Raw genomic sequence first — 19,184 nt, 5'->3', positions numbered from 1 at the left:
AGAACCTCACCTGTCAATGCAGTGGCGGAATCCTTGTCTTTGAACGCTGGGAAGGACAACGTTCTATCGACTGGGCCGGCCGTGGTCGGTTTCGGCGGTGAACGTTGCAACAAGGTGTCAGCCCATGTAGCGGAGGATTGCAGCCGTGGCTTTGCTGTGCCGCTCGAGTTCTCCATAGTTCGAGCGTAGGTCGGGGCACTGTCACCCTGCTGTCTGTTTTGTCTGATTCCCGTGGCGCGCGGATGCTCAGGAACAATGCCGCCACGGTTCACCGTTAGTACGGCGGAGGCGGTCATAGATCATGAGCTCCGTCTGATGGGCTCGATACCTCTCCACTGGTCACGTGAAACATATGCCTCATCGAGCGACTCGGGCCACCTACTGTTCTGTTTCACGTGAAACAGGCCGCCGACGTTAAGCATGTCGCGAAGTAGGCCCTGCAATGCCATGAATAGCGAGCCACAAGCGCAGCGACCAACCAGCAGTAGATCGATCTGCGTCCCTTGGATACTTCGCCACTCTCAATATTCGTACCGCTGCTCCGACCAGGATGGGTGGTGAGTTTTGATTCGAAAACGAATCGCGGCGCCCATTTCGGCCTACGATGGGTATGGCAAAGTCGAAGGCCGAAGTCGCCGCGCTTGTTGTGAACCTCCATAATTGGCAGTTGAGGTCGAAGCAGCTCATTCTCCATCAAAACGCGGAGATGGGCTTTGAAGACACGACCGGCCCTGTGGCGCGACTCCTGCTGCACAGTAGACTTCTAGTCCGATCGATTGTGAATCCATCTCATCGCCGACGCAGATTGCCGGAAACAAGGACACAACATCGTGAGCTGGCATCGGACGCCCTACCCCGACTTTGGTACATCCGGCAGCCTTAACGACTCCCGCTTCGACGACGCTCGCTGAATGAAATGATCCCGCGTTGCCCTGCCGCAAAGCGTGTTTCACGTGAAACGCCCCCTGCAGCTTGCAGTGTGTGTAGGAACTTCGCAGAACAGAACCTCAGCTGAAACCAGCCCGGATTCGGTATGCCCAATTCCATTCCTTCTACGACGCATGAAGCAATGAGAAGTCGTCCCCGCAGGCTCGTTGTAGCTCGGTATGGTTTCAGAGTGCCACTCCACACCCCGTACCTCCCGGCCTGCCACGTGAATAGGTGACCAGAAGCAACTAGACCGTCGGCGTGTCGAGAGAGGCAGAGCGAGATACCTGGGCAACGACCGTTCTGCGCAATGCACTGTAGCGTTGATTTCAGCGTTTCCAGTGTTTGGTTTGCTGATTTCCGTCAGGCGAACTGGAAGTGTTCTGTTCCGAAAGTCCACTGGATCCGGTCACCAAGACCCTGTGTTTCACGTGAAACATTGGGACCGCATGCAGTCAATGAGCACTGGCAGTTCCCGCAGCGCCAGCATGGGTAGAGCGCCACCTTGGCCTCCCGACGGGTTCTCGTTCAAAACCCCGGACCACAAGACGCCCGGGTTCGAGGAAGGGTAGCCAAAGCGTTGAACGGGAGTGTTTCTCCTGCAAGACCGGCTCGTATCCCGCCAGGAAATGGTCACCGGAGTTCCGTCGACGTCAGATTCTCTTTTCAGCAAAAGATGCGAATAGAACAACGATAAACCGTTGATTTTATGGCATTACTCCGATCAGAAGGGAACCCCCTCGGACCAGCCCGATCATTTGTGGCAGGCAAAACAAAGGCGGCCCCCTCGTGGGGACCGCCTTCAGCTAACTGGCGCTACGCTAACCGTCCTTGTCCAGGTCAGGACAGGACGTCGGCAAATTCCTTCTCGAAGAACTGCTTCGGCCTGGCGCCGATCACGGTGCTCTTCACTGCGCCATCCATGAACAAGTAGACGGCGGGAATCGAGGTGATGCCGTACTCGGCGGCGATTGCCGGATTGTCATCCACGTTCACCTTGACGACTTCCACCTTTTCCCCGTACTGCACCGAGATCTCATCCAGGATGGGGCTCAGCTTACGGCAGGGGCCACACCACTCGGCCCAGAAGTCGACAATAACCGGCTTTTCTGAGGCCAGCACGTCAGTGCCGAAACTGGAGTCTGTTACGTCTTTTGCGTTACTCATACCCTTGTCTTTCTCCCTAATTTTGTAGCGGCGCCGTGAATCGTCTGAATCTCAGGCGTGGAAATCTGCGAGGTAGTGCTCAACATCAATTGCAGCAACGCAGCCGGACCCCGAGGCGGTGATGGCCTGCCGGTAGGTCGGGTCAACTACGTCACCAGCGGCGAAAACACCTGGGATGCTGGTCTTGGAACTGCGGCCCTCCACTGCGATAGTGCCCTCGAGAGTCAGTTCCAAGGAGTCCTTGATGAGCTCTGTTCGGGGATCGTTGCCGATAGCCACGAACACTCCGGTTACCGCCAGGTCTGATTCGGTTCCATCGACAAGATTCTTCAGCTTCAGACCGGTGACCTTCTCCGCGCCCAGGATGTCTTCGACGGCTGAATTCCACACAAAGCTGATCTTTTCGTGTGCAAGCGCACGGTCGGCCATGATCTTTGAAGCCTTCAGGGTGTCGCGGCGGTGAACCACTGTGACGGACTTCGCGAACTTCGTCAGGAAGAGAGCCTCCTCCATAGCGGAGTCACCCCCACCGATCACAGCGATGTCCTGATCTTTGAAAAAGAAACCGTCGCAGGTTGCACACCAGCTGACTCCATGTCCGGAAAGCCGTTTTTCATTGGGAAGACCCAGCTCCCGGTATGCCGAACCAGTGGAAAGAATAATGGCGCGTGCACGGAAGGTCTCCCCCGTGGCGATTGTCACGGTCTTGATGTCGCCATCGAGCGCCAGCCCTGTAACGTCCTCAAACTGGATTTCCGTGCCAAACCTGGCAGCCTGCTTTTCGAAGTTCTCCATGAGATCCGGGCCCATGATGCCTTCGGGAAATCCCGGGTAATTTTCGACGTCAGTGGTATTCATCAGTTCGCCGCCGGCAGTGACGGATCCGGCCAGAAGTAACGGCTTCAGATTGGCACGTGCCGTGTAAACCGCGGCGGTGTAACCAGCAGGGCCCGAGCCGACAATGATGACATCACGCACGTCTGACGTGGCATTTTCTGCGTTGCTCACTGAACGGTGAACCTCTTCCTTGGTCGATGTGCCCGCCTCAATGGCCGGGCACATGGCACAACTCGATCTTCCAACTGAATATTCCGGGCGCTCCCCATACCGCGGAGACACCACCACTCAGGGTACCGTCCGAGTGGGCAAGGCGTGGATTCGTATTACCGGAGTCAGCTGCTCATCGAACACGGGCAATGCATCGCGCGATTGAGCAACGGGGTGCAGCGAACTTCAGCAATGAACCAGCTATGCATCCCAAAGACGAACAAAGCTACTGAACGACGGTGAACCCCTGCTACTGGACCTTTATCTCAGCGAGCCGGAGGCCGTAGCCGAAACGGGTCTTCGGCGCAGCCAATTTAGGAAGGGTCTTGATGGACACAATCACATACTGGGCGTTGACGGGTTCGGACAGCGGGATGGTGAGATCCAGCGAGGTGAAACTGTTTGTTCCCACCTGCTTCGCTCCATCCAGCGAGGGACGGTCATTGGTGAGTACGCTGATGCTTCCGCCGGAGGCCCCCAACTGACTGAGCGTAATCGACGAAATACGTGACGGACTCTTCAACTTTGCAACAAGCGAAACGCCGTCCGTGGCCAAACCGCCCCAGTTGTCAGTGGCGAATTCCATGTCCGACCAGTAGCTGGCTGCGTTCCCGTCGAAGGTCTTGGACAGATCGCCATCGTACGTGGCCGCAAAGTCGAAGTTACCAAGGCGGGTCACGCCCTCCACAGCGGGAGGACCCGCCGGCGCAGCATTTTCGGTTTGCGTAGGCTCCCCTGATGCTTGTGGAGCCGTAGCAACAGGTTCCTGGGCGGGATCAGCCTTGGGTTCGGACTTGAACAGGCTACCCAGATTGCCTACCGCGAAGACCAGGCCGACAATCAACACTGCCGCGAGGAGCCCGCCTACGAGCCAACGCATCGACCGTGGTTCGCTCTTCGGTTCGTCGTCGTAGTCAGTGTCAGCATCCTGGGTGGATCCAGCAGGAACGTAGCTGCTGCGCGCATCCGCACCGTCAGCGTCGTAGGAGTCGTTACCGGACCCGGCCGGATAGTCGTAGTCATCCTCCGCCCAGAGAGAGACTTTCGGGGATTCGGCCGGTGAATGTGCTGTCCCAGCAGCAGGTCCGGTGACAGTTTCCGGCCTGCCGTTACCAGAGGACACAGGCTGGGACACAGTGGATTGAGGGGGCGACGATGGGGCTTCTGGCTGCGCAGCGGTGCGCGGTGCCGGGGATGCCCCGGGTGCGGTACCAAGACCGGATGCCGCAGCTGCTCCAAACCCTGCAGCCTCCGCGGCTGCTCCAGCAGCGCTGGCACCTGTCCGCCCTGAGGGAGCGGAAGAGGGCGGGGACGAGGGGGCGGAGGCCGGACGGGCAGGACGGGGAGGCGCCGAGGGCTGAGTTGCGGGACGTTGCGGGGTAGCCGGCTGCACGTTGTGGTAATTGATGACCCCGGCGTCGACTTCTTCGTCGTCGTAGAGTCCGTCGTAAGTCTCAGGTTCCTTTGAGCGTGGCTGGCCAAAGATCTCACTACCCAGGGTGTCCGTGAAAAACGGCTCCACATAGGGTGTGTGGGACGCCACCACCAAATCAAGCAGATCGGCCGCCGAGGTGTGGTTGGTGATCAGGTAGGTGGTGGCATCACTGACTCCCAGATCCAGGATCTGGACGCTCCCGGGGCGTTCGCCAGTGGCCACTTCACGTGCGCTCTGGGCCACCTGGTCCGCGTTGCCCTGCCCCGCGACCAAAATGCTGACTGGACGGTTGAGAACCTGATCCACACCATCCAGCACCAGATCCTGGTCGTGAGAGGTCAACACTGTTGCGGTGACCTTGTAGCGGCCGCCAAGTACTGATCCGACGTCGATCGGGTGGGACACTGGTTCCTCCTAGACTGTCCGGGAAGTGCTGGCCAGAATGATCCCCTCAGTGATCACGGATCATCCGGAACGTCCGTTGATCCTTGGTTGGCAACTACCCTTGTTAGCTTCTGATCCTAGCCGATGCCTCGCAGTTGCCGTGGGAATCAGGGCCAGGCCGGGCAGCGGTCATTTTTTCTTTTTCCTGCGGGTGCGGAAATACGGGTTGTGTCCGGCCGTACCCTGATAGGTCCTGCGGCCCGGCAGGGGGATCTCCTGGCGGACCATGCTCCCGCGGGCGGTGTTGGGAATTTCTTCGGCAGGAAGGTACCCGGCCCCGGTGCCCGCGTTGTCGTCGTCGTGTTCCATCTTTGGCCCTGCCCGGAATGAGGCAGCATCGAATTCTCCCGAGATACGGGGGATTAAGCCAGTGTCCACAGAAACGGTAGCTCTGTCCGGCGATTCCGACGGCGTCCCTTCAGCAGCCGGCGCAGCGGCCGGACCGCGGCCCAGACGGCCAAGCAGCGGCCGCAGAAGGTCCCGCAACTCGGAGACGTGGAAAGCCTTCAGCAGGAAAAGATAAGTAACCAGCATTACAGGACCGACGACGGCGATGGTCACCAGCGCCTGGATCCGGCCGCTCCACGCGAAGCCGTCTTCCTGGTAGCTTCCCATCAGATACAGGGCCACAGCTCCAGTCAAGGCGGAACCCAACGCCGCATACCCCATCCGGATATATGAATTGGCGACACGCGGACCGTCCAGATGCCCCAGAAGCCGGCGAAGGAAGGCGGCGCTGACCATGACGGAGAGGATGTTGCCGCCCGTGTAGAGGATGGCGATGGCGAAGATAATCTGATCAGCCGGAAGGAACTGGATGAAGAAGGCCGCCACAACATTGACGAGTGCCAGAATCAACTGGATGAAGAAGGGCGTCCTGGCATCCTCGTTGGCATAGAACACCCTGGACATCATGAAGTTGGCGCTCATAAAAGGCGTGCTGAGAGCCAGGATAGTCAGCGTCTGGGCGAGCATCACGCCGTCCTGCTCCCTTCCGCCGGAGAAGAACATTCCCAGGGGCCCGGCAAGGGCGAACAGCGCCAGGGCTCCGAAAACCGTGGCCACAGCCATGGTGCGCAACCCGTGGGACAAGGCATCGCGCAACGCCGCACGGTTTCCGTCCTGTGATGCCCTGGTCATCCGGTTGAACAACACCGTGGCCAAAGACAGCGCGATGATCGAATGCGGCAGGAGGTACAGCTGGCTGGCGACTTCCAGGATGGCGTTTCCCGGGAGCCGCTCTGCGGCCGGATCCCCCGCCTGTTCGAGGCGTAGGCGTTCAGCGCCAGGGATGGTGGCAATACGCATCACATACAGGAAAGCGAGTTGCCCGACGGCGGCCGTCAGGAGCGTCCAGACGCTCAGCCTTGCTGCCTGCCCCAGTCCCACACCCCTCCAGCCGAAGCGGGGCCGAAGCCTTAGGCGGAGCCTCAGCACGGGGACCATCAGGATGACCGTCTGGGCGACGACGCCAATGGTCGAAAAGCCCGCCACCAGGAACGTCTGGAACGGTCCCCAGGTTTCCAAGGTGTGCGGATTGGTGACATTCGGGCCGAGGATCCAGATGAACATGCCGAGCCCGGCTATCGCAACGACGTTGTTAAGTATCGGAGCCCACATGGCCGGGCCGAATGCCCCGTTGGCATTCAGGACCTGGGTCAGGAGTGCATACAGCCCGTAAAAGAAAATTTGCGGCAGGCACCAGAAGGCAAAGGAAATTGCCAGCGATTTCTGTTCCGGGGAGTAGTTCTGCGTGGTCAGATCGATGACAAGGGGTGCGAAGAGTGTCACCAGGAGGGTAAGAGTGAGGAGGACAAGAACCGCCAGGGTCAACAGGCGGCTGATGTAGTCGGCTCCCCTGTCCGGAGCCTTGCTCGCTTTGATGATCTGCGGCACCAGGACCGCGTTGAACACCCCGCCTGCCACCAGGAGGAAGATGAGGTTGGGCAGATTGTTGGCGTTGATGAACGTGTCATTGACCGTGGATCCCAGACCCAGGGCGAAAGCAAGCATCCACGTCTTACCGAAGCCCAAAAAGCGCGAGATCAAGGTGCCAGCCGCCATGATGGCGCTGGAACGGGCCTCTCCTGCGTGGGCTGATCCGCCTTCGGCGGGTTCTGGTTTGGCTGCTGACATTGCCTTCATCGTCTCACTCGCAAGAGGGTACACCTGTCAGCGGGGGTGAATGGCATGAGTCGCAGGGCTCTCAGAGATGTTCCGGCAGGACTTCTTTGGCGAGATCGGCAATACGGCGTTCGTTGGGAAAGGACAGCTTCCGGGCCAGCTCAGTGATGGGGACCCATGCGACGTCCACGGCTTCCTTATCGGGATCGTTTTCGATGGTCAGCTCTCCCCCGGTTGCCCTCAGGAGATAGTGGTGGACCGTTTTGTGGACCCGGTGCCCGCTGACCGTGAACCAGTAATCAATGCTGCCCAACGGCGCCAGAATGATCCCGTCAATTCCGGTTTCCTCGGCAATTTCGCGGACAGCAGCTTCCTCGTTCTTTTCCTTGCCCTCCGGGTGACCCTTCGGCAGGCACCATTCAAGACGTCCGCCGCGGTTCAGGCGGGCGATAATCGCAACCTTTAGTTCGCCGTCGGACGTGTCCACCACAACTCCACCCGCGGAGATTTCCTCGACGGTGGGCAGCGAGGCCGGTGCCGTGTGCGGCGCGGGCGCGACGTGCGCACCGATTGCCGATGGCAACGGTGGGTTTGTCCTCCTGCCGGGAGCGCTCGGTACGGGATGGGCCATAACGTCCACTCTAACGACTCTTGCCCCGTGGTGATGACCGGAACATGACAGGAAAGTGGACTGGATGTGACGGACTCCGCACCCTGAAACTTTCAATAAACCCAATTGATGGGGCTCCCGTGCCTGCTCTTTCGCAGTATGTTTCAGTACTTCGATGAAGAATGCTGGAGATTTTCTGCCAAGCTTAAGTAACTATGGCGCACGCACATCACACGACTGACTCCCACACCGTTGATTTTAATGTTGATCCGGTGGTCCTGGAGCTCGGCCAGCGCTTTGTCGATGCAGGTCACGAACTTTCCCTTGTGGGTGGCCCGGTCCGTGATCTGTTCCTGGGCCGTTCCTCGCCGGACCTTGATTTCACTACTGACGCGACGCCGGATCAAACCGTCGCCCTGATCCGGAAGTGGGCAGACAACTTCTGGGAAATCGGCCGTGCTTTCGGAACCATCGGATTGCGCAAAGCGGGCTTCCAGATAGAAATCACCACGTACCGCGCTGAGGCGTACGATCCCGAATCGCGGAAGCCTGTGGTCGCCTTTGGCGCATCGCTGACTGACGATCTGCTGCGGCGCGATTTCACCATCAACGCCATGGCGCTCCGCCTTCCCGCCCTGGAACTCGTTGATCCCTTCGGTGGCGTCCGCGATCTTCATGCCTCCTTGCTGGCGACCCCGGGCGCACCTGAAACGTCCTTTTCTGACGATCCGCTGCGGATGATGCGTGCCGCACGCTTTGCCTCCCAGCTCGGCGTGTCAGTCCATGACGACGTCCGCCTCGCGATGACCAGGATGGCCGAGCGCATCACCATCATTTCGGCAGAACGCGTCCGGGACGAACTTGTCAAGCTGATTTGTGGCGCGCAACCGCGCGTAGGGGTGGACCTGCTGGTGGAGACCGGCCTGGCGGAGTTTGTGCTCCCTGAAGTGTCGGCGCTTCGACTCGAATCAGATGAGCATCACCGGCACAAGGATGTTTACCAGCATTCGCTCCAGGTGCTTGAACAGGCGGCTTCCTTGGAGGACGGCCCTGACGGGCCCGTGCCGGGTCCTGACTTCGTGCTGCGGTTCGCGGCCCTGATGCACGACGTCGGGAAGCCGGCTACCCGCCGTTTTGAACCGGGCGGCGCGGTGAGCTTCCGGCATCACGACATGGTGGGTTCCAAGCTCACCGCCAAACGCATGAAGACTCTGCGCTTTGACAACGACACCATCAAGGCCGTGGCCCGGCTCGTGGAGCTGCACATGCGCTTCTACGGCTATGGAGATGCGGGTTGGAGCGACTCGGCGGTGCGGCGTTATGTCACAGACGCCGGTCCATTGTTGGATCGGCTTCACAAGCTAACGCGTTCGGACGTCACCACCCGGAACCAGCGCAAGGCTGAGCGGCTTGCCTTCGCCTACGACGATCTCGAAGCCAGGATCGCCGCACTGCGCGAACAGGAATCCCTCGAAGCTGTGCGCCCGGACCTTGACGGTGGCCAGATCATGACGCTCCTTGGCCTGAAGCCGGGTCCGGTGGTGGGCCGTGCCTACAAGTTCCTGCTGGAGGAGCGGATGGAGCACGGTCCGTTGGATCAAGGTGAAGCTGAGGAAAAATTGCGGAAGTGGTGGGAGGCTCAACCGGAGGCTCTCGCCCCTGTACCCGCCGACGTCGACCATGTCCCAACCGAGGAGTCTTAAGTGAACATGGAATTCAACACTCCCCGTCCCCAGCTTTGGATCATGCGTCATGGGGAGACCGAATGGTCCAAGAGCGGACAGTACACGGGGCTGACAGATCTTCCTCTCACCGTTGAAGGCGAGCAGCAATCGGTGGAGGCCCGGAAAGCGTTGGACGGCGTCGACTTCGATCTGGTCCTCACTTCTCCCCTCCGTCGGGCACGCCGCACGGCTGAACTGGCCGGCTTTCCGGACGCGAAGCAGGAACCCCTGGCCGTGGAATGGGATTACGGGGACTACGAAGGAATCAGTTCGGACCTCATCCGCAAGGACAACCCGGACTACCTGATCTGGACTCACGGAGTTCCCAACGGGGAAACACTGGATCAGGTAGCTGCCCGTGCGGACAAGATCGTAGCCCGGGTACTGGAGTCCGGCCTTGACAACGTACTCATTGTGGCCCACGGACACTTCTCCAGGATCCTGACGGCACGCTGGTTGGGACTCGATGCCCAGTACGGCCGGCACTTCCTCCTTGGCACTGCAAAAGTTTGCACGTTGGGCTGGGACAAGAAGACCCCCGCAGTGGTCCGCTGGGGCCTCTAACCAGTCGGGTGCGAACCCTTTGACGGGTCAATTGCGTGAATTGCAGAATAACTTTAGAGAAGTCTGTAATTCGGCTGGTCAAATGATCTGTCTTTAGTGTAATTTTATTTATGGCCCCAGTGCGTCTTGCCAGGGTCAAGGCGCGCGCAGCCCGACGAAGTCGGTTGGAGCTACGGCACAGCAGAAAAGGAGGTTGGGACAATGATTACTTTGACTAGCGGATGGAAGATGACCGTCGCCGCGAACCCCGCCTCTGCTGCCCACGCCCGCCTTCGCACGGGAGTGACTGTCTCCTAGTGTCCGTTGGCCCCAGTGGCCCGGACCTTGATAGATCCCCTACTTCTTTTGGGGATGCCCGGTAGCAGCGTCTCCACCCCTCGGTTTTAAGCGGATGCGCAATTCCTCCTGAATCGGAACCAGCTTCCACTGGGTCTTTCGCATCCATATTCCACGGGTAGTTTCCCACTTTGCAATTACTTGCCCTATCGGGCATTTCTTTGCCCAATTGCGGCCAATTCCTTTGTGAATTAAGAGGCTCTAATTGGTGCGCCCAAAATCAAGTATCGGCCAGTCCGGTCGGGACTTCACTTTCGAGTAAATGAGAGGAGGTGACCTACATGACCAAATTATTCGAGGAATTCTTCTCGATGATCGGCATTCCGCTGCAGAAGGAAGGGACTCAGTTCAACGGCGACCAGCTCGACGAGAACAGGGAAGTTGTCCTGATGGCTATGTACATGATGCACGTGAACCGCTGAACCGATGATGCCGGTACGGACCACCCGCAGTACAACTGTCAGGAGCACAACGGATCACCCCATTGAAGGAGGATCTGATGATTCACATCGGAGCCAATCCGCCAGGAGCCCACGCGGCAACGCGTGGGCTCCCCCCGTTTAACGTCTTGGTCGTGGCGCAGCGCGGCTAACTCTGCCGTTTAGCCCGCCTGCCCGTTGGCGAGCGTGCCGGTTTACCGTGCCGGGCAGCTGAAGGAAAGCAGCAGCATGCGTTGGGAGTTCTTTACCTCCGTGGACGAGCATCCGGCGTGAGTGAATGCCCTGAAATCAGGAACGGAGCCACCTCCGGCGCCGACGAACCACACGCGGCCGCGCCCCGACAGTGCAGCGGTGGTAACTTCCTTGTTGGTACCCCAAAGCGTGCCTGACTCCCCTGGAGAAGCATCCAAGGACAAGTCTTGCAGCGACCTGAACGCTGAAGGGTAAGCAATGGAGACATCCCGCAGCTCCGGCCGCTCATAAACGACAGAAGCCGGTCCCTGCGTCTCATCGCCGATGATCGCTGCAATATCGCGTTCAGTATCCTGTGGTTCATTCAAGACGCTTTTCAGGGTCAGCTGCGGAACGAGGCTTGCGCCGAGAACAATCGCAATGGCAACGGGCAGCAGCCGGCGTTGATTACGCCTGACGGTGTCCAGGCCGAGTCCGACGAGGAGCGCAAAGGCGGGAGCTGTGAAAGTCAGGTACCGGGCCACGTAGACAGGCTGGGCAATCAGGCTGACCATCAGGAGAACCGTCACGGGCAGGATCACTGTTGTAAGGCACAACACCAGGAGCGTCCGCAGCCTGCTGTTCCGGTCACCTCGCGCCATGCCGACAATGCCGAGGATGACCAGGACAAGTTGCGCCAACCCCAGCAGCCCAACTGCCGCGAGAACCCACGTGGGAGGCAGGTTTCCGGTGGGCCGGTCGTCCCCATAGAAGAACTGTTTAACGGCTGCAGCGCTGAGGTTCTGCAGGAACGATCGGTTCTGGATCCAGTCAACCTGTGCCTTTTGCGTCAAAGCGAACAGCATGAAAGGAAGCACCAGAAGGCCGATTCCTGCTGACGTGATGAGTGTTCCAAGGATCCGTTTGCGCAGGATGAGTGCCGCCACAGCATGAGATGTCACCGCGAGGGCAGAGAACATAAAAACGAATATCCCCAGAGCAGCGCACGCTCCGTAAAGGATCCAGTCGATGCTGCGGTTCGATTCCCACGCCCGGATCAGCAGGAGAGTGAGCACCACCGCCAGTAAGGCAGAGATTGCATACTGCCGTGCTTCGGTTCCCGACCACACCATTCGTGGCAGCACCGCCAAGACCAGGCCGCTGGCGATGCCAATGCTTTCTGATCCAAGACGGCGTCCGATAAGAACAGTTCCCGCGCAGGCCAGGCCTACCGCGATGGCCGATGGCGTACGAAGGGCCACCTCTGAGAACCCGAAGACGGAGGTCCACGCATGCATGAAGAGGTAGTAGGTTCCATGGACAGCGTCAACGGACTGGAGCAGTGTAAACAGATCGGCAGGCGAACGCCCCGCTGATGAAACTGTGGCAATCTCATCGTTCCAAAATGAGGGAATCCATGAGCCAACGAAGGCCACGAGGAAAGCTGTGACCCCCACTGCCACAGGGCTGAGCCAAGGGCGCGATGATGGGCTCCCGTTGGATGACGCCGGAGCTCCCTGCAGCTCTGAGGACCGGCGCCCTTTTTGCCCGGAAATGAGTCCCGGTTCATAGGAGAGTTGCCGTGACATTAAGGAGCCCCCTGAGGCTGGCTGATTGCAACGAGCATATACGGGAGGCGTTGGACCCGTACAACCATGCCCCTAGCCACGGCCGGCTCCAGCGGTAAGCTCAAACACATGCAGGAGATCAAGCCGCCGGCGAGGCCGAAAAGGGCGCGTCTGGTCATTCCGAGCCGAAGCGACCTCCTGCTGCGGAACTTCACGGAACTGATCGGTGGCCCTATGGGCACCAGGTCCGCCCCCGGCGTCGTGTCCCCCGGCTTCTTTACGGTGGAACGCGTACTCATCATCCTCACGGTCGTGGCGGCCCTGACCGGCATCCTCATCAAGAACCATTGCCGCGTCAACGGCTGGGAAACGCCCGGACAGTTCTATTCCACGTGTTACTCCGACTTCCCGGAGCTGTTCAGGAACCGGGGCGTGGGTGACGGCGTCTTTCCGTTCTTCACGCCAGGTTCCTCCTTCGAGTACCCGGTACTGACTGGTTTGATTGCCGGTATCACTGCCCTGATGATTCCCGGCCAGGGCGTCAGTGATGCCAGGATCCTCGGCTATTTCGACGTCAACGCCACGCTGATCACCGCCGTGTGGATCCTCGTGGTGCTGGCAACCGCGAGGATGACCCACCGTCGGCCCTGGGATGCAGCCATGGTTGCCCTGGCGCCGGGAATCATCCTGTCCGGGCTGATCAACTGGGACATGTGGGCCGTCGGACTGCTGGCCCTGGCCATGTACTTCCTGGCTCGGGACAGGCTGGTGCTGGCTGGAATCTTCATTGGCCTGGGCACGGCGACTAAAATTTATCCGCTCCTGATCCTTGGCGCGATCCTGTTGCTTGCCCTGAGGACAGGCCGGATCAGGCCGCTTCTGGTCACGGCCGGAGCTGCAGCCGCTGCCTGGCTGGCAGTCAACCTTCCCATCGCCGCGATAAACCCGTCCGGTTGGAGGTTCTTCTACGACTTCACCGAGGACCGTCCGGCCGGCTACAGCTCCCCCTGGTTTGCCTACAACCTGCTCGCTGAACGGCTCAAGGGGCAGCCCCTGGATCCCGAGACCGTCAACACCATGGCCCTGGGCCTGTTCCTCCTGGCCTGCCTCCTGATTGCCGTCCTGGCTTTGTCCTCCCCCGCACGGCCGAGGATCGCCCAGCTCGCCTTCCTCATCGTGGCGGCCTTCGTGCTCACCAATAAGGTGTACTCCCCACAATTCGTGCTCTGGCTTATTCCCCTCATGGCGCTCGCCCGGCCCCGGTGGCGCGACTTCCTGATCTGGCAGGCGATCGAGGGACTGCACTGGGCCGCGATTTGGATGTACCTGGGGCAAGTAACGAGCAACGGGTCCGCGCAACACAATATTGACGTACCGTACTACGTTCTTGCCGTCATCCTGCACATGGTGGCCACTGGTTATCTCATGCTCAGGGTCACCTGGGACATTTGGAATCCCGACTACGACGTCATCCGAAGGCACGGCATGGATGATCCCCATGCAGGTCCTTTTGACGGGGCTCCGGACCGGTTCCGCCTTGATCTCGGCCGCCCCACCGCCTCAATACTCCCTTGGAAGGATAGAAGCAATGTCTGATGTCGCCGTCGTAGGTTCAGGTCCTAACGGATTAGCGGCAGCGGTCATGATGGCGCGCTCCGGCCTGGCTGTGCGCGTCTATGAGGCCGCTGAATCGGCAGGAGGCGGGGCGCGGACCAGCGAACTGATGCAGACAGGGCATTTCCATGACGTCTGTTCGGCGGTCCATCCCATGGCCCTTGCCTCCCCGTTCTTTCGGGCTTTCGGACTCTCTTCCCGGATTGAGTTGAAGACACCGGAGGTGTCGTACGGTGCAACGCTCGACGGCGGCCGGGTCGCCTTGGCGTACAGGTCACTGGAACGCACGGCAACAGAGCTGGGACGCGACGGTGATGCCTACCGCAGGCTTATGGAACCCTTGGTTCGTATGGTGGAGGGCGTCACAGAAACGGCCCTGAACCACCTTCTGCGGGTGCCGCGCCATCCGTTGGCCGCGGCGGTGCTGGCGCTTCGGACGTTCGAGCAGGGGACAGCCCTGTGGGGTAAAAGGTTTCAAGAGGATCTGGCGCCCGCGCTTCTCTCCGGAGTCACCGCCCATGCCGTCGGCCGGCATCCTACCCTGGCACCAGCGGGCGCCGGCCTGCTGTTGGCCACCCTTGCCCATGTGGAGGGGTGGCCGATACCCGTTGGCGGCTCGGCGGCAATCGTGAAGGCCATGACAGACGACATCCAGGCACACGGTGGCGTGGTCGAAACGGGAGTCCAAATTGACTCCCTGGACCAGCTGTCCCCGGCGAAGGCCATCCTCCTCAACGTTGCCCCACCTGCCTTCCTGAAAATCGCAGGGAATCGGCTACCCGCAGGCTATCGGCGTTCCCTGGAAGCATTCCGGTTCGGTAATGCAGCATGCAAAGTGGACTTTATCCTGTCTGGTCCGGTCCCCTGGGCAGCCGGAGAACTGTCTGAGGCAGGAACGGTCCATGTGGGCGGGACTCGGGGGGAAATAGCTGCCTCTGAGGCCGCCGTGGCTGACAGCCGGCATCCGGAACGCCCGTATGTCCTGGTGGCCCAACCATCACAGTTCGACGCCGGCAGGGCACCGGCCGGACGCCACATCCTCTGGAGCTACTGCCACGTTCCGGCTGGATCAACTATGGACATGACGAAACGGGTGGTTGCACAGATTGAGCGCTTTGCCCCAGGTTTCCGTGATCTCGTGATCGAGTCCAAGGTAACCACCGCAGCGGACATGGCCAGTTACGACGCGAACTATGTCGGCGGCGATTTCAGTTCGGGAATAGTGGACGTGATGGGCATCATCAAACGGCCCACCATTAGCCCCGTGCCCTGGCGGACGCCTATTCCCGGGGTGTATTTGTGCTCGTCCTCAACGCCGCCCGGTCCTGGAGTGACCGGTATGCCGGGGTTCCACGCAGCAAAGTATGCCTTAAAGGACATATTCGGGCTGCCGGTGCCTTCTTTGGGAAGGCACGCTCCCTGACGAAGAGACCGTCGTTGCCAGGCTTTCTGATGTAGAGACCATCGGGACCCGCGACCAGGCGGCGTTTGAAGGAGGCTAGTTGGCGGCGGTGAAGCGCGTTCGGCGGTGCTTTGGGTTTTCGATCTCGTCCAGCATTGCTACCGCAAAATCCTGGGTTGAGATTTGCGAACCCGCCGGAGTATCCAGGGCGGTTACATACTCCCCGGTCCGCTCACCGGGCTGGATCAGCGGAGCAGGGGCCAGGACTGTCCAGTCCACGTGGTCAGGGGCCTCTTTGGCAGCCTCATGGGCTGCTGCCATGGTGAGCGCTTCTGCCTTGTAGGCTTCGGGAAAATCGGGCGAGTCCACGAGCCTTACGCCGTCGATCTCAAGGGCGCCGGCACCCCCGACGATCAACAGACGTGCCTTCGCGGCAGTGCCATAGACGCTGTTCATAGCATCGAGCCATTCTGAATGGTCGCCTCCGGTCCGACTCGGCACCGTGGCCAGGACCACAGTGTCGTGGGCCTCGACGATTTGAGCGAAGGCTCCTTGATCAGCAAGATCAGCGGAGAGCGTCGACGCACCCTTAACGGCAGAACCGCTGCGTGAAACTGCGGTGACTTCATGCCCCCGGCTCAAAGACTCGTTGACGATCTGGCTTCCGACCATGCCAGTGGCTCCATAGACTGCGATTTTCATGACACTCCTTCATATTGGTATTCTCGGACAGCCCCTAAAGTATCTTTTGGATACAAAGACCTTCAAAGAAACTGAGTATCCATTTGGAAACCAACCAGCAGGCTGCCAACGTCCTGGACCCCGACTGCCCATCCCGGGTGGTGTTCCAGAGGATCGGGGATAAATGGGCCTCCTTGGTGATCCAGGTTCTGGCCAACGGACCTGTGCGGTTCAGCGAGCTGCGAAAGATGGTTCATGTCGTCACGCCAAAGGTGCTGACACAAACGCTCCGTTCTCTTGAGCGGGATGGTCTGATCAGGCGGAAGGTGTACGCACAGGTTCCGCCGAGAGTGGACTACACGCTGACTGACCTGGGCCTGTCCCTTCTCGCACCGCTGAGCCAGCTGCGTGAATGGGCGGAGAACAACGTGCCCGCCATCATTGACGCCCGCGATGCCTACGACGAGCTTCGGGACTCGGAACTCCTGGAGGGCTGAACTGGACCCTAACGGCAGCAACTACCCCACGTAGGGAGTGGCCAAAAGGGTGCTTGCGGACTCCTCAACGTGCAGCATGATGGTATTCCCGCGCCGCTCGAACGGGAGCGGTTCCTTGAGCGAACGCTCCATCCGGGCCTGATCGTCATCCCACGGGAAGTGGCAGTCAGCCAAAACCGTTAGCAGGATGGCACCGATGAGAACCCCAAAGGGTAAACCCGCTTCAACACCATTGATGTCCGCCACGCCACCTGAGTCACTCCCCCACATCGGTCATGCCTGAACTGTAGGGGCCCAGGATCGCCCCGGCAACGCCTGTCCTGGCGCATATGAGCGAGCCGTCCCAACGAGTTGACAACGCAATTCCCAGGGTGAGCAGGCATAATGACGCGGTGGGGAAAATTCAGAAGATATCACTGGCACTTGTCGGACTCATCATTGGCGGTTCGTTAGTGGGTTGCGACGACGGCCGGGCAGGGGCGGAAGTCGCGGCCAAACAACTCGCGTCCGCCATCTCAGCCCTCGACGTCGGGGATGTTGCCTTTGAAGGCAAGGATGCTGCGGCGGCTAACGAGCAGCTCCAGGAGGTTTTCAAGGCACTTGAGCCGGGTAAGCCTGCCGTGGAAACAGGTGAGCTGAAGCTGGAGGAAGACACCGCCACCGTCCCTTTGGCATACAACTGGAAAATCGGTTCCTCGGAGTGGAAGTACTCCGTGACAGCCGAGCTCAAGAAATCCGGCGACTCATGGCTAACGGTATGGAAGCCAGCGCTTCTGGTGCCCGACCTGGTTGATGGTGAAATTCTCACCAAGGCCACCGAATCACCGCAACGCGCCGATATTCTTGGCGCCGGTGATGCCCCGCTGGTTACCTACCGCCCTGTGGTGAACGTTGGCATAGACAAGCAACAGCTCGCCGGAGGAGATCCGGCGGCCTCTGCTGGAAAGCTCGCCGAGCTGGTGGGAGTTGATTCCGCGGCGTTCGTCAGCCAGGTGCAGGCCGCCGGTGCTGAGGCCTTCGTGGTTGCCATCACCCTGCGTGACGACGCCAGCAGGACTGTCACAGATGCCCAAATCTCCGCGATTCCCGGCGCGCGTGCCATCAAAGAAAGCATGCCGCTCGCGCCCACCCGCACCTTCGCCCGGGCGTTACTGGGCACGGTGGGGCAGGCCAATGCTGAACAGATTGAAAAATCCGGCGGTGCCCTGACAGCCGGAGACGTGACGGGGACCGGAGGCCTGCAGCAGCAGTACGACGCCCTGTTGCGTGGAACGGACAGAGTGATCATCCGAGCGCAGAAAGCAGACCTCACGGCGGAAGAGATCCAAGCGGCCGGTACCGATCCCCGCCGAACCGTCTTCGATGTTCCGGCCACCCCCGGCACACCCCTGAAGACCACCCTGGACCCCTCTTCGCAGCAACTGGCCGAAGAAATCCTGGCTGACATTCAGCCGGCATCCGCCATCGTGGCGCTCCGCCCCTCTACCGGTGCTGTCCTTGCCGCTGCTTCGGGACCTGGCAGCAACGGCTACAACACCGCCATGCTTGGCCAGTACGCGCCGGGTTCAACCTTCAAAATGGTGGATTCCCTGGCCATGTTCCGCAACGGAATGACGCCGGACTCCAAGGTGGAATGCACCCCGACTCTGACCGTGGACGGCAGGACCTTCAAAAACGCTGAGGGTTATCCCGCTGACTCCTTGGGGTCTGTCACTCTGCGGGACGCCTTCGCCCACTCCTGCAATACTGCTTTCATCTCGGCCAGGGATTCTGTGAGTCAGGCCCAGCTGGAGTCGGCAGCCACTTCACTGGGTGTGGCCGTAGAAGCGCCGAAACTTGGGGCCGACGCCTTCCTCGGTTCCGTCCCGGGAGAGGCCGAAGGTACCGAACACGCGGCATCCATGATCGGCCAGGGCAAGATTCTCATGTCCCCGCTGTCCGCTGCCGTGATGGCCGGTTCTGTAGCCAAGGGCGCCCCCGTGTCGCCCCAGCTGGTTCTCAACGCTGATGCAGCCGTCCCGGGCAGCGCAGCTTCCGAAAGCCCGACGGCGGCAGCCGCCACGCCGTCGTCGTCCGCCTCCGATGCCCCGCCACCCGCTAAGACAGCCGAGAAGCCGATCACCAAAGAGGAAGCCACAGCACTGGCGGACATGATGCGGGCGGTAGTGACCTCTGGGCATGCCGGATTCCTCATGGACGTCCCGGGCTCACCGGTGGGAGCGAAGACCGGCACGGCCGAATTCGGCAAGGAGAATCCGCCAAAGACGCACGCCTGGATCGTTGCTGTGCACGGGGACCTTGCCGTTGCAGTGTTCGTGGAAGAAGGCGGCCTTGGTGCAACCACCTCGGGGCCGTTGCTCAAGGAATTCCTGACCGCCGCGGGCTAACCCCCCCGACCCTCCTTCATCTTTCGCGGGTCTTAGCCCGACCCTC

General features: G+C 60.3%; 15 protein-coding genes. 7 read left to right on the top strand and 8 right to left on the bottom strand.

Annotated elements, in window-relative coordinates:
• Positions 1-1,767: 1,767 nt before the first annotated feature.
• The 5 genes from trxA to RIN13_RS06180 form a co-directional block, all read right to left on the bottom strand.
• Complete coding sequence (gene trxA / locus RIN13_RS06200) at positions 1,768-2,094, bottom strand: thioredoxin (protein ID WP_309106461.1); 327 nt, start codon at positions 2,092-2,094, stop codon at positions 1,768-1,770.
• 51 nt (positions 2,095-2,145) lie between these two features.
• A complete protein-coding gene (gene trxB / locus RIN13_RS06195) occupies positions 2,146-3,102 on the bottom strand; it encodes a thioredoxin-disulfide reductase (protein WP_309106460.1) in 957 nt (318 codons plus the stop codon).
• 289 nt (positions 3,103-3,391) lie between these two features.
• Entirely contained in the window at positions 3,392-4,981 is a 1,590-nt protein-coding gene (locus tag RIN13_RS06190; protein WP_309106459.1) for an ABC transporter substrate-binding protein, read from the bottom strand.
• A gap of 168 nt (positions 4,982-5,149) precedes the next feature.
• Entirely contained in the window at positions 5,150-7,156 is a 2,007-nt protein-coding gene (gene murJ / locus RIN13_RS06185; RefSeq protein ID WP_309106458.1) for a murein biosynthesis integral membrane protein MurJ, read from the bottom strand.
• 70 nt (positions 7,157-7,226) lie between these two features.
• On the bottom strand, positions 7,227-7,775 hold the full coding sequence (locus RIN13_RS06180; protein ID WP_309106457.1) for an NUDIX hydrolase: 549 nt from the start codon (positions 7,773-7,775) through the stop codon (positions 7,227-7,229).
• A 194-nt stretch (positions 7,776-7,969) separates the two neighbouring features.
• Between RIN13_RS06180 and RIN13_RS06175 the strand changes: the two genes are divergently transcribed.
• The 3 genes from RIN13_RS06175 (at position 7,970) to RIN13_RS06165 (ending at position 10,800) form a co-directional block, all read left to right on the top strand.
• Positions 7,970-9,457, top strand: coding sequence for a CCA tRNA nucleotidyltransferase (locus RIN13_RS06175; protein ID WP_309106456.1), 1,488 nt, complete (start codon positions 7,970-7,972; stop codon positions 9,455-9,457).
• Positions 9,458-9,463: 6 nt separating this feature from the next.
• The gene (locus RIN13_RS06170; RefSeq protein ID WP_309106467.1) at positions 9,464-10,042 is read left to right on the top strand and encodes a histidine phosphatase family protein; all 579 of its coding nucleotides are present in this window, start codon (positions 9,464-9,466) and stop codon (positions 10,040-10,042) included.
• A 617-nt stretch (positions 10,043-10,659) separates the two neighbouring features.
• Entirely contained in the window at positions 10,660-10,800 is a 141-nt protein-coding gene (locus RIN13_RS06165; protein ID WP_309106455.1) for a hypothetical protein, read from the top strand.
• 212 nt (positions 10,801-11,012) lie between these two features.
• On the opposite strand, the gene RIN13_RS06160 is transcribed toward RIN13_RS06165, so the two are convergent.
• Positions 11,013-12,578, bottom strand: coding sequence for a glycosyltransferase family 39 protein (locus RIN13_RS06160; protein WP_309106454.1), 1,566 nt, complete (start codon positions 12,576-12,578; stop codon positions 11,013-11,015).
• A gap of 108 nt (positions 12,579-12,686) precedes the next feature.
• Here RIN13_RS06160 and RIN13_RS06155 point away from each other — a divergent pair, with 108 nt between their 5' ends.
• Both RIN13_RS06155 and RIN13_RS06150 read left to right on the top strand, forming a co-directional pair.
• Positions 12,687-14,153, top strand: coding sequence for a glycosyltransferase 87 family protein (locus RIN13_RS06155; protein ID WP_309106453.1), 1,467 nt, complete (start codon positions 12,687-12,689; stop codon positions 14,151-14,153).
• On the top strand, positions 14,146-15,594 hold the full coding sequence (locus RIN13_RS06150) for an NAD(P)/FAD-dependent oxidoreductase (protein WP_309106452.1): 1,449 nt from the start codon (positions 14,146-14,148) through the stop codon (positions 15,592-15,594). The genes RIN13_RS06155 and RIN13_RS06150 overlap by 8 nt, the downstream gene beginning before the upstream one ends.
• A gap of 75 nt (positions 15,595-15,669) precedes the next feature.
• Here RIN13_RS06150 and RIN13_RS06145 read toward each other — a convergent pair whose 3' ends face one another.
• Positions 15,670-16,275: an NAD(P)H-binding protein gene (locus tag RIN13_RS06145; protein WP_309106451.1), complete on the bottom strand. Its 606-nt coding sequence runs from the start codon at positions 16,273-16,275 to the stop codon at positions 15,670-15,672.
• An 83-nt stretch (positions 16,276-16,358) separates the two neighbouring features.
• Here RIN13_RS06145 and RIN13_RS06140 point away from each other — a divergent pair, with 83 nt between their 5' ends.
• Positions 16,359-16,751 carry a helix-turn-helix domain-containing protein gene (locus tag RIN13_RS06140; RefSeq protein WP_309106450.1) on the top strand — a complete coding sequence of 131 codons (393 nt, stop codon included), beginning with the start codon at positions 16,359-16,361 and terminating at the stop codon, positions 16,749-16,751.
• A 21-nt stretch (positions 16,752-16,772) separates the two neighbouring features.
• Here the strand turns inward: RIN13_RS06140 and RIN13_RS06135 are convergent, their stop codons facing one another.
• A complete protein-coding gene (locus RIN13_RS06135; protein WP_309106449.1) occupies positions 16,773-16,997 on the bottom strand; it encodes a hypothetical protein in 225 nt (74 codons plus the stop codon).
• Between the two features lie 146 nt (positions 16,998-17,143).
• Here RIN13_RS06135 and RIN13_RS06130 point away from each other — a divergent pair, with 146 nt between their 5' ends.
• Entirely contained in the window at positions 17,144-19,138 is a 1,995-nt protein-coding gene (locus RIN13_RS06130) for a penicillin-binding transpeptidase domain-containing protein (RefSeq protein WP_309106448.1), read from the top strand.
• Positions 19,139-19,184 lie beyond the last annotated feature (46 nt).

The sequence above is a fragment of the Arthrobacter sp. genome, from assembly GCF_031179985.1.
Lineage (GTDB): Bacteria > Actinomycetota > Actinomycetes > Actinomycetales > Micrococcaceae > Arthrobacter.
Note: the sequence above shows the minus strand (reverse complement) of the source record. Positions and strands in the feature narration are given on the sequence as shown.

What these genes read in the sequence shown, in the direction of transcription:
- RIN13_RS06145 (WP_309106451.1), bottom strand. Translation starts at nt 16,275, where the DNA reads ATGAAAATCGCAGTCTATGGAGCCACTGGCATGGTCGGAAGCCAGATC.
- RIN13_RS06155 (WP_309106453.1), top strand. Translation starts at nt 12,687, where the DNA reads ATGCAGGAGATCAAGCCGCCGGCGAGGCCGAAAAGGGCGCGTCTGGTC.
- RIN13_RS06170 (WP_309106467.1), top strand. Translation starts at nt 9,464, where the DNA reads ATGGAATTCAACACTCCCCGTCCCCAGCTTTGGATCATGCGTCATGGG.
- murJ (WP_309106458.1), bottom strand. Translation starts at nt 7,156, where the DNA reads ATGTCAGCAGCCAAACCAGAACCCGCCGAAGGCGGATCAGCCCACGCA.
- RIN13_RS06160 (WP_309106454.1), bottom strand. Translation starts at nt 12,578, where the DNA reads ATGTCACGGCAACTCTCCTATGAACCGGGACTCATTTCCGGGCAAAAA.
- RIN13_RS06180 (WP_309106457.1), bottom strand. Translation starts at nt 7,775, where the DNA reads ATGGCCCATCCCGTACCGAGCGCTCCCGGCAGGAGGACAAACCCACCG.
- RIN13_RS06175 (WP_309106456.1), top strand. Translation starts at nt 7,970, where the DNA reads ATGGCGCACGCACATCACACGACTGACTCCCACACCGTTGATTTTAAT.
- trxA (WP_309106461.1), bottom strand. Translation starts at nt 2,094, where the DNA reads ATGAGTAACGCAAAAGACGTAACAGACTCCAGTTTCGGCACTGACGTG.
- RIN13_RS06165 (WP_309106455.1), top strand. Translation starts at nt 10,660, where the DNA reads ATGACCAAATTATTCGAGGAATTCTTCTCGATGATCGGCATTCCGCTG.
- RIN13_RS06150 (WP_309106452.1), top strand. Translation starts at nt 14,146, where the DNA reads ATGTCTGATGTCGCCGTCGTAGGTTCAGGTCCTAACGGATTAGCGGCA.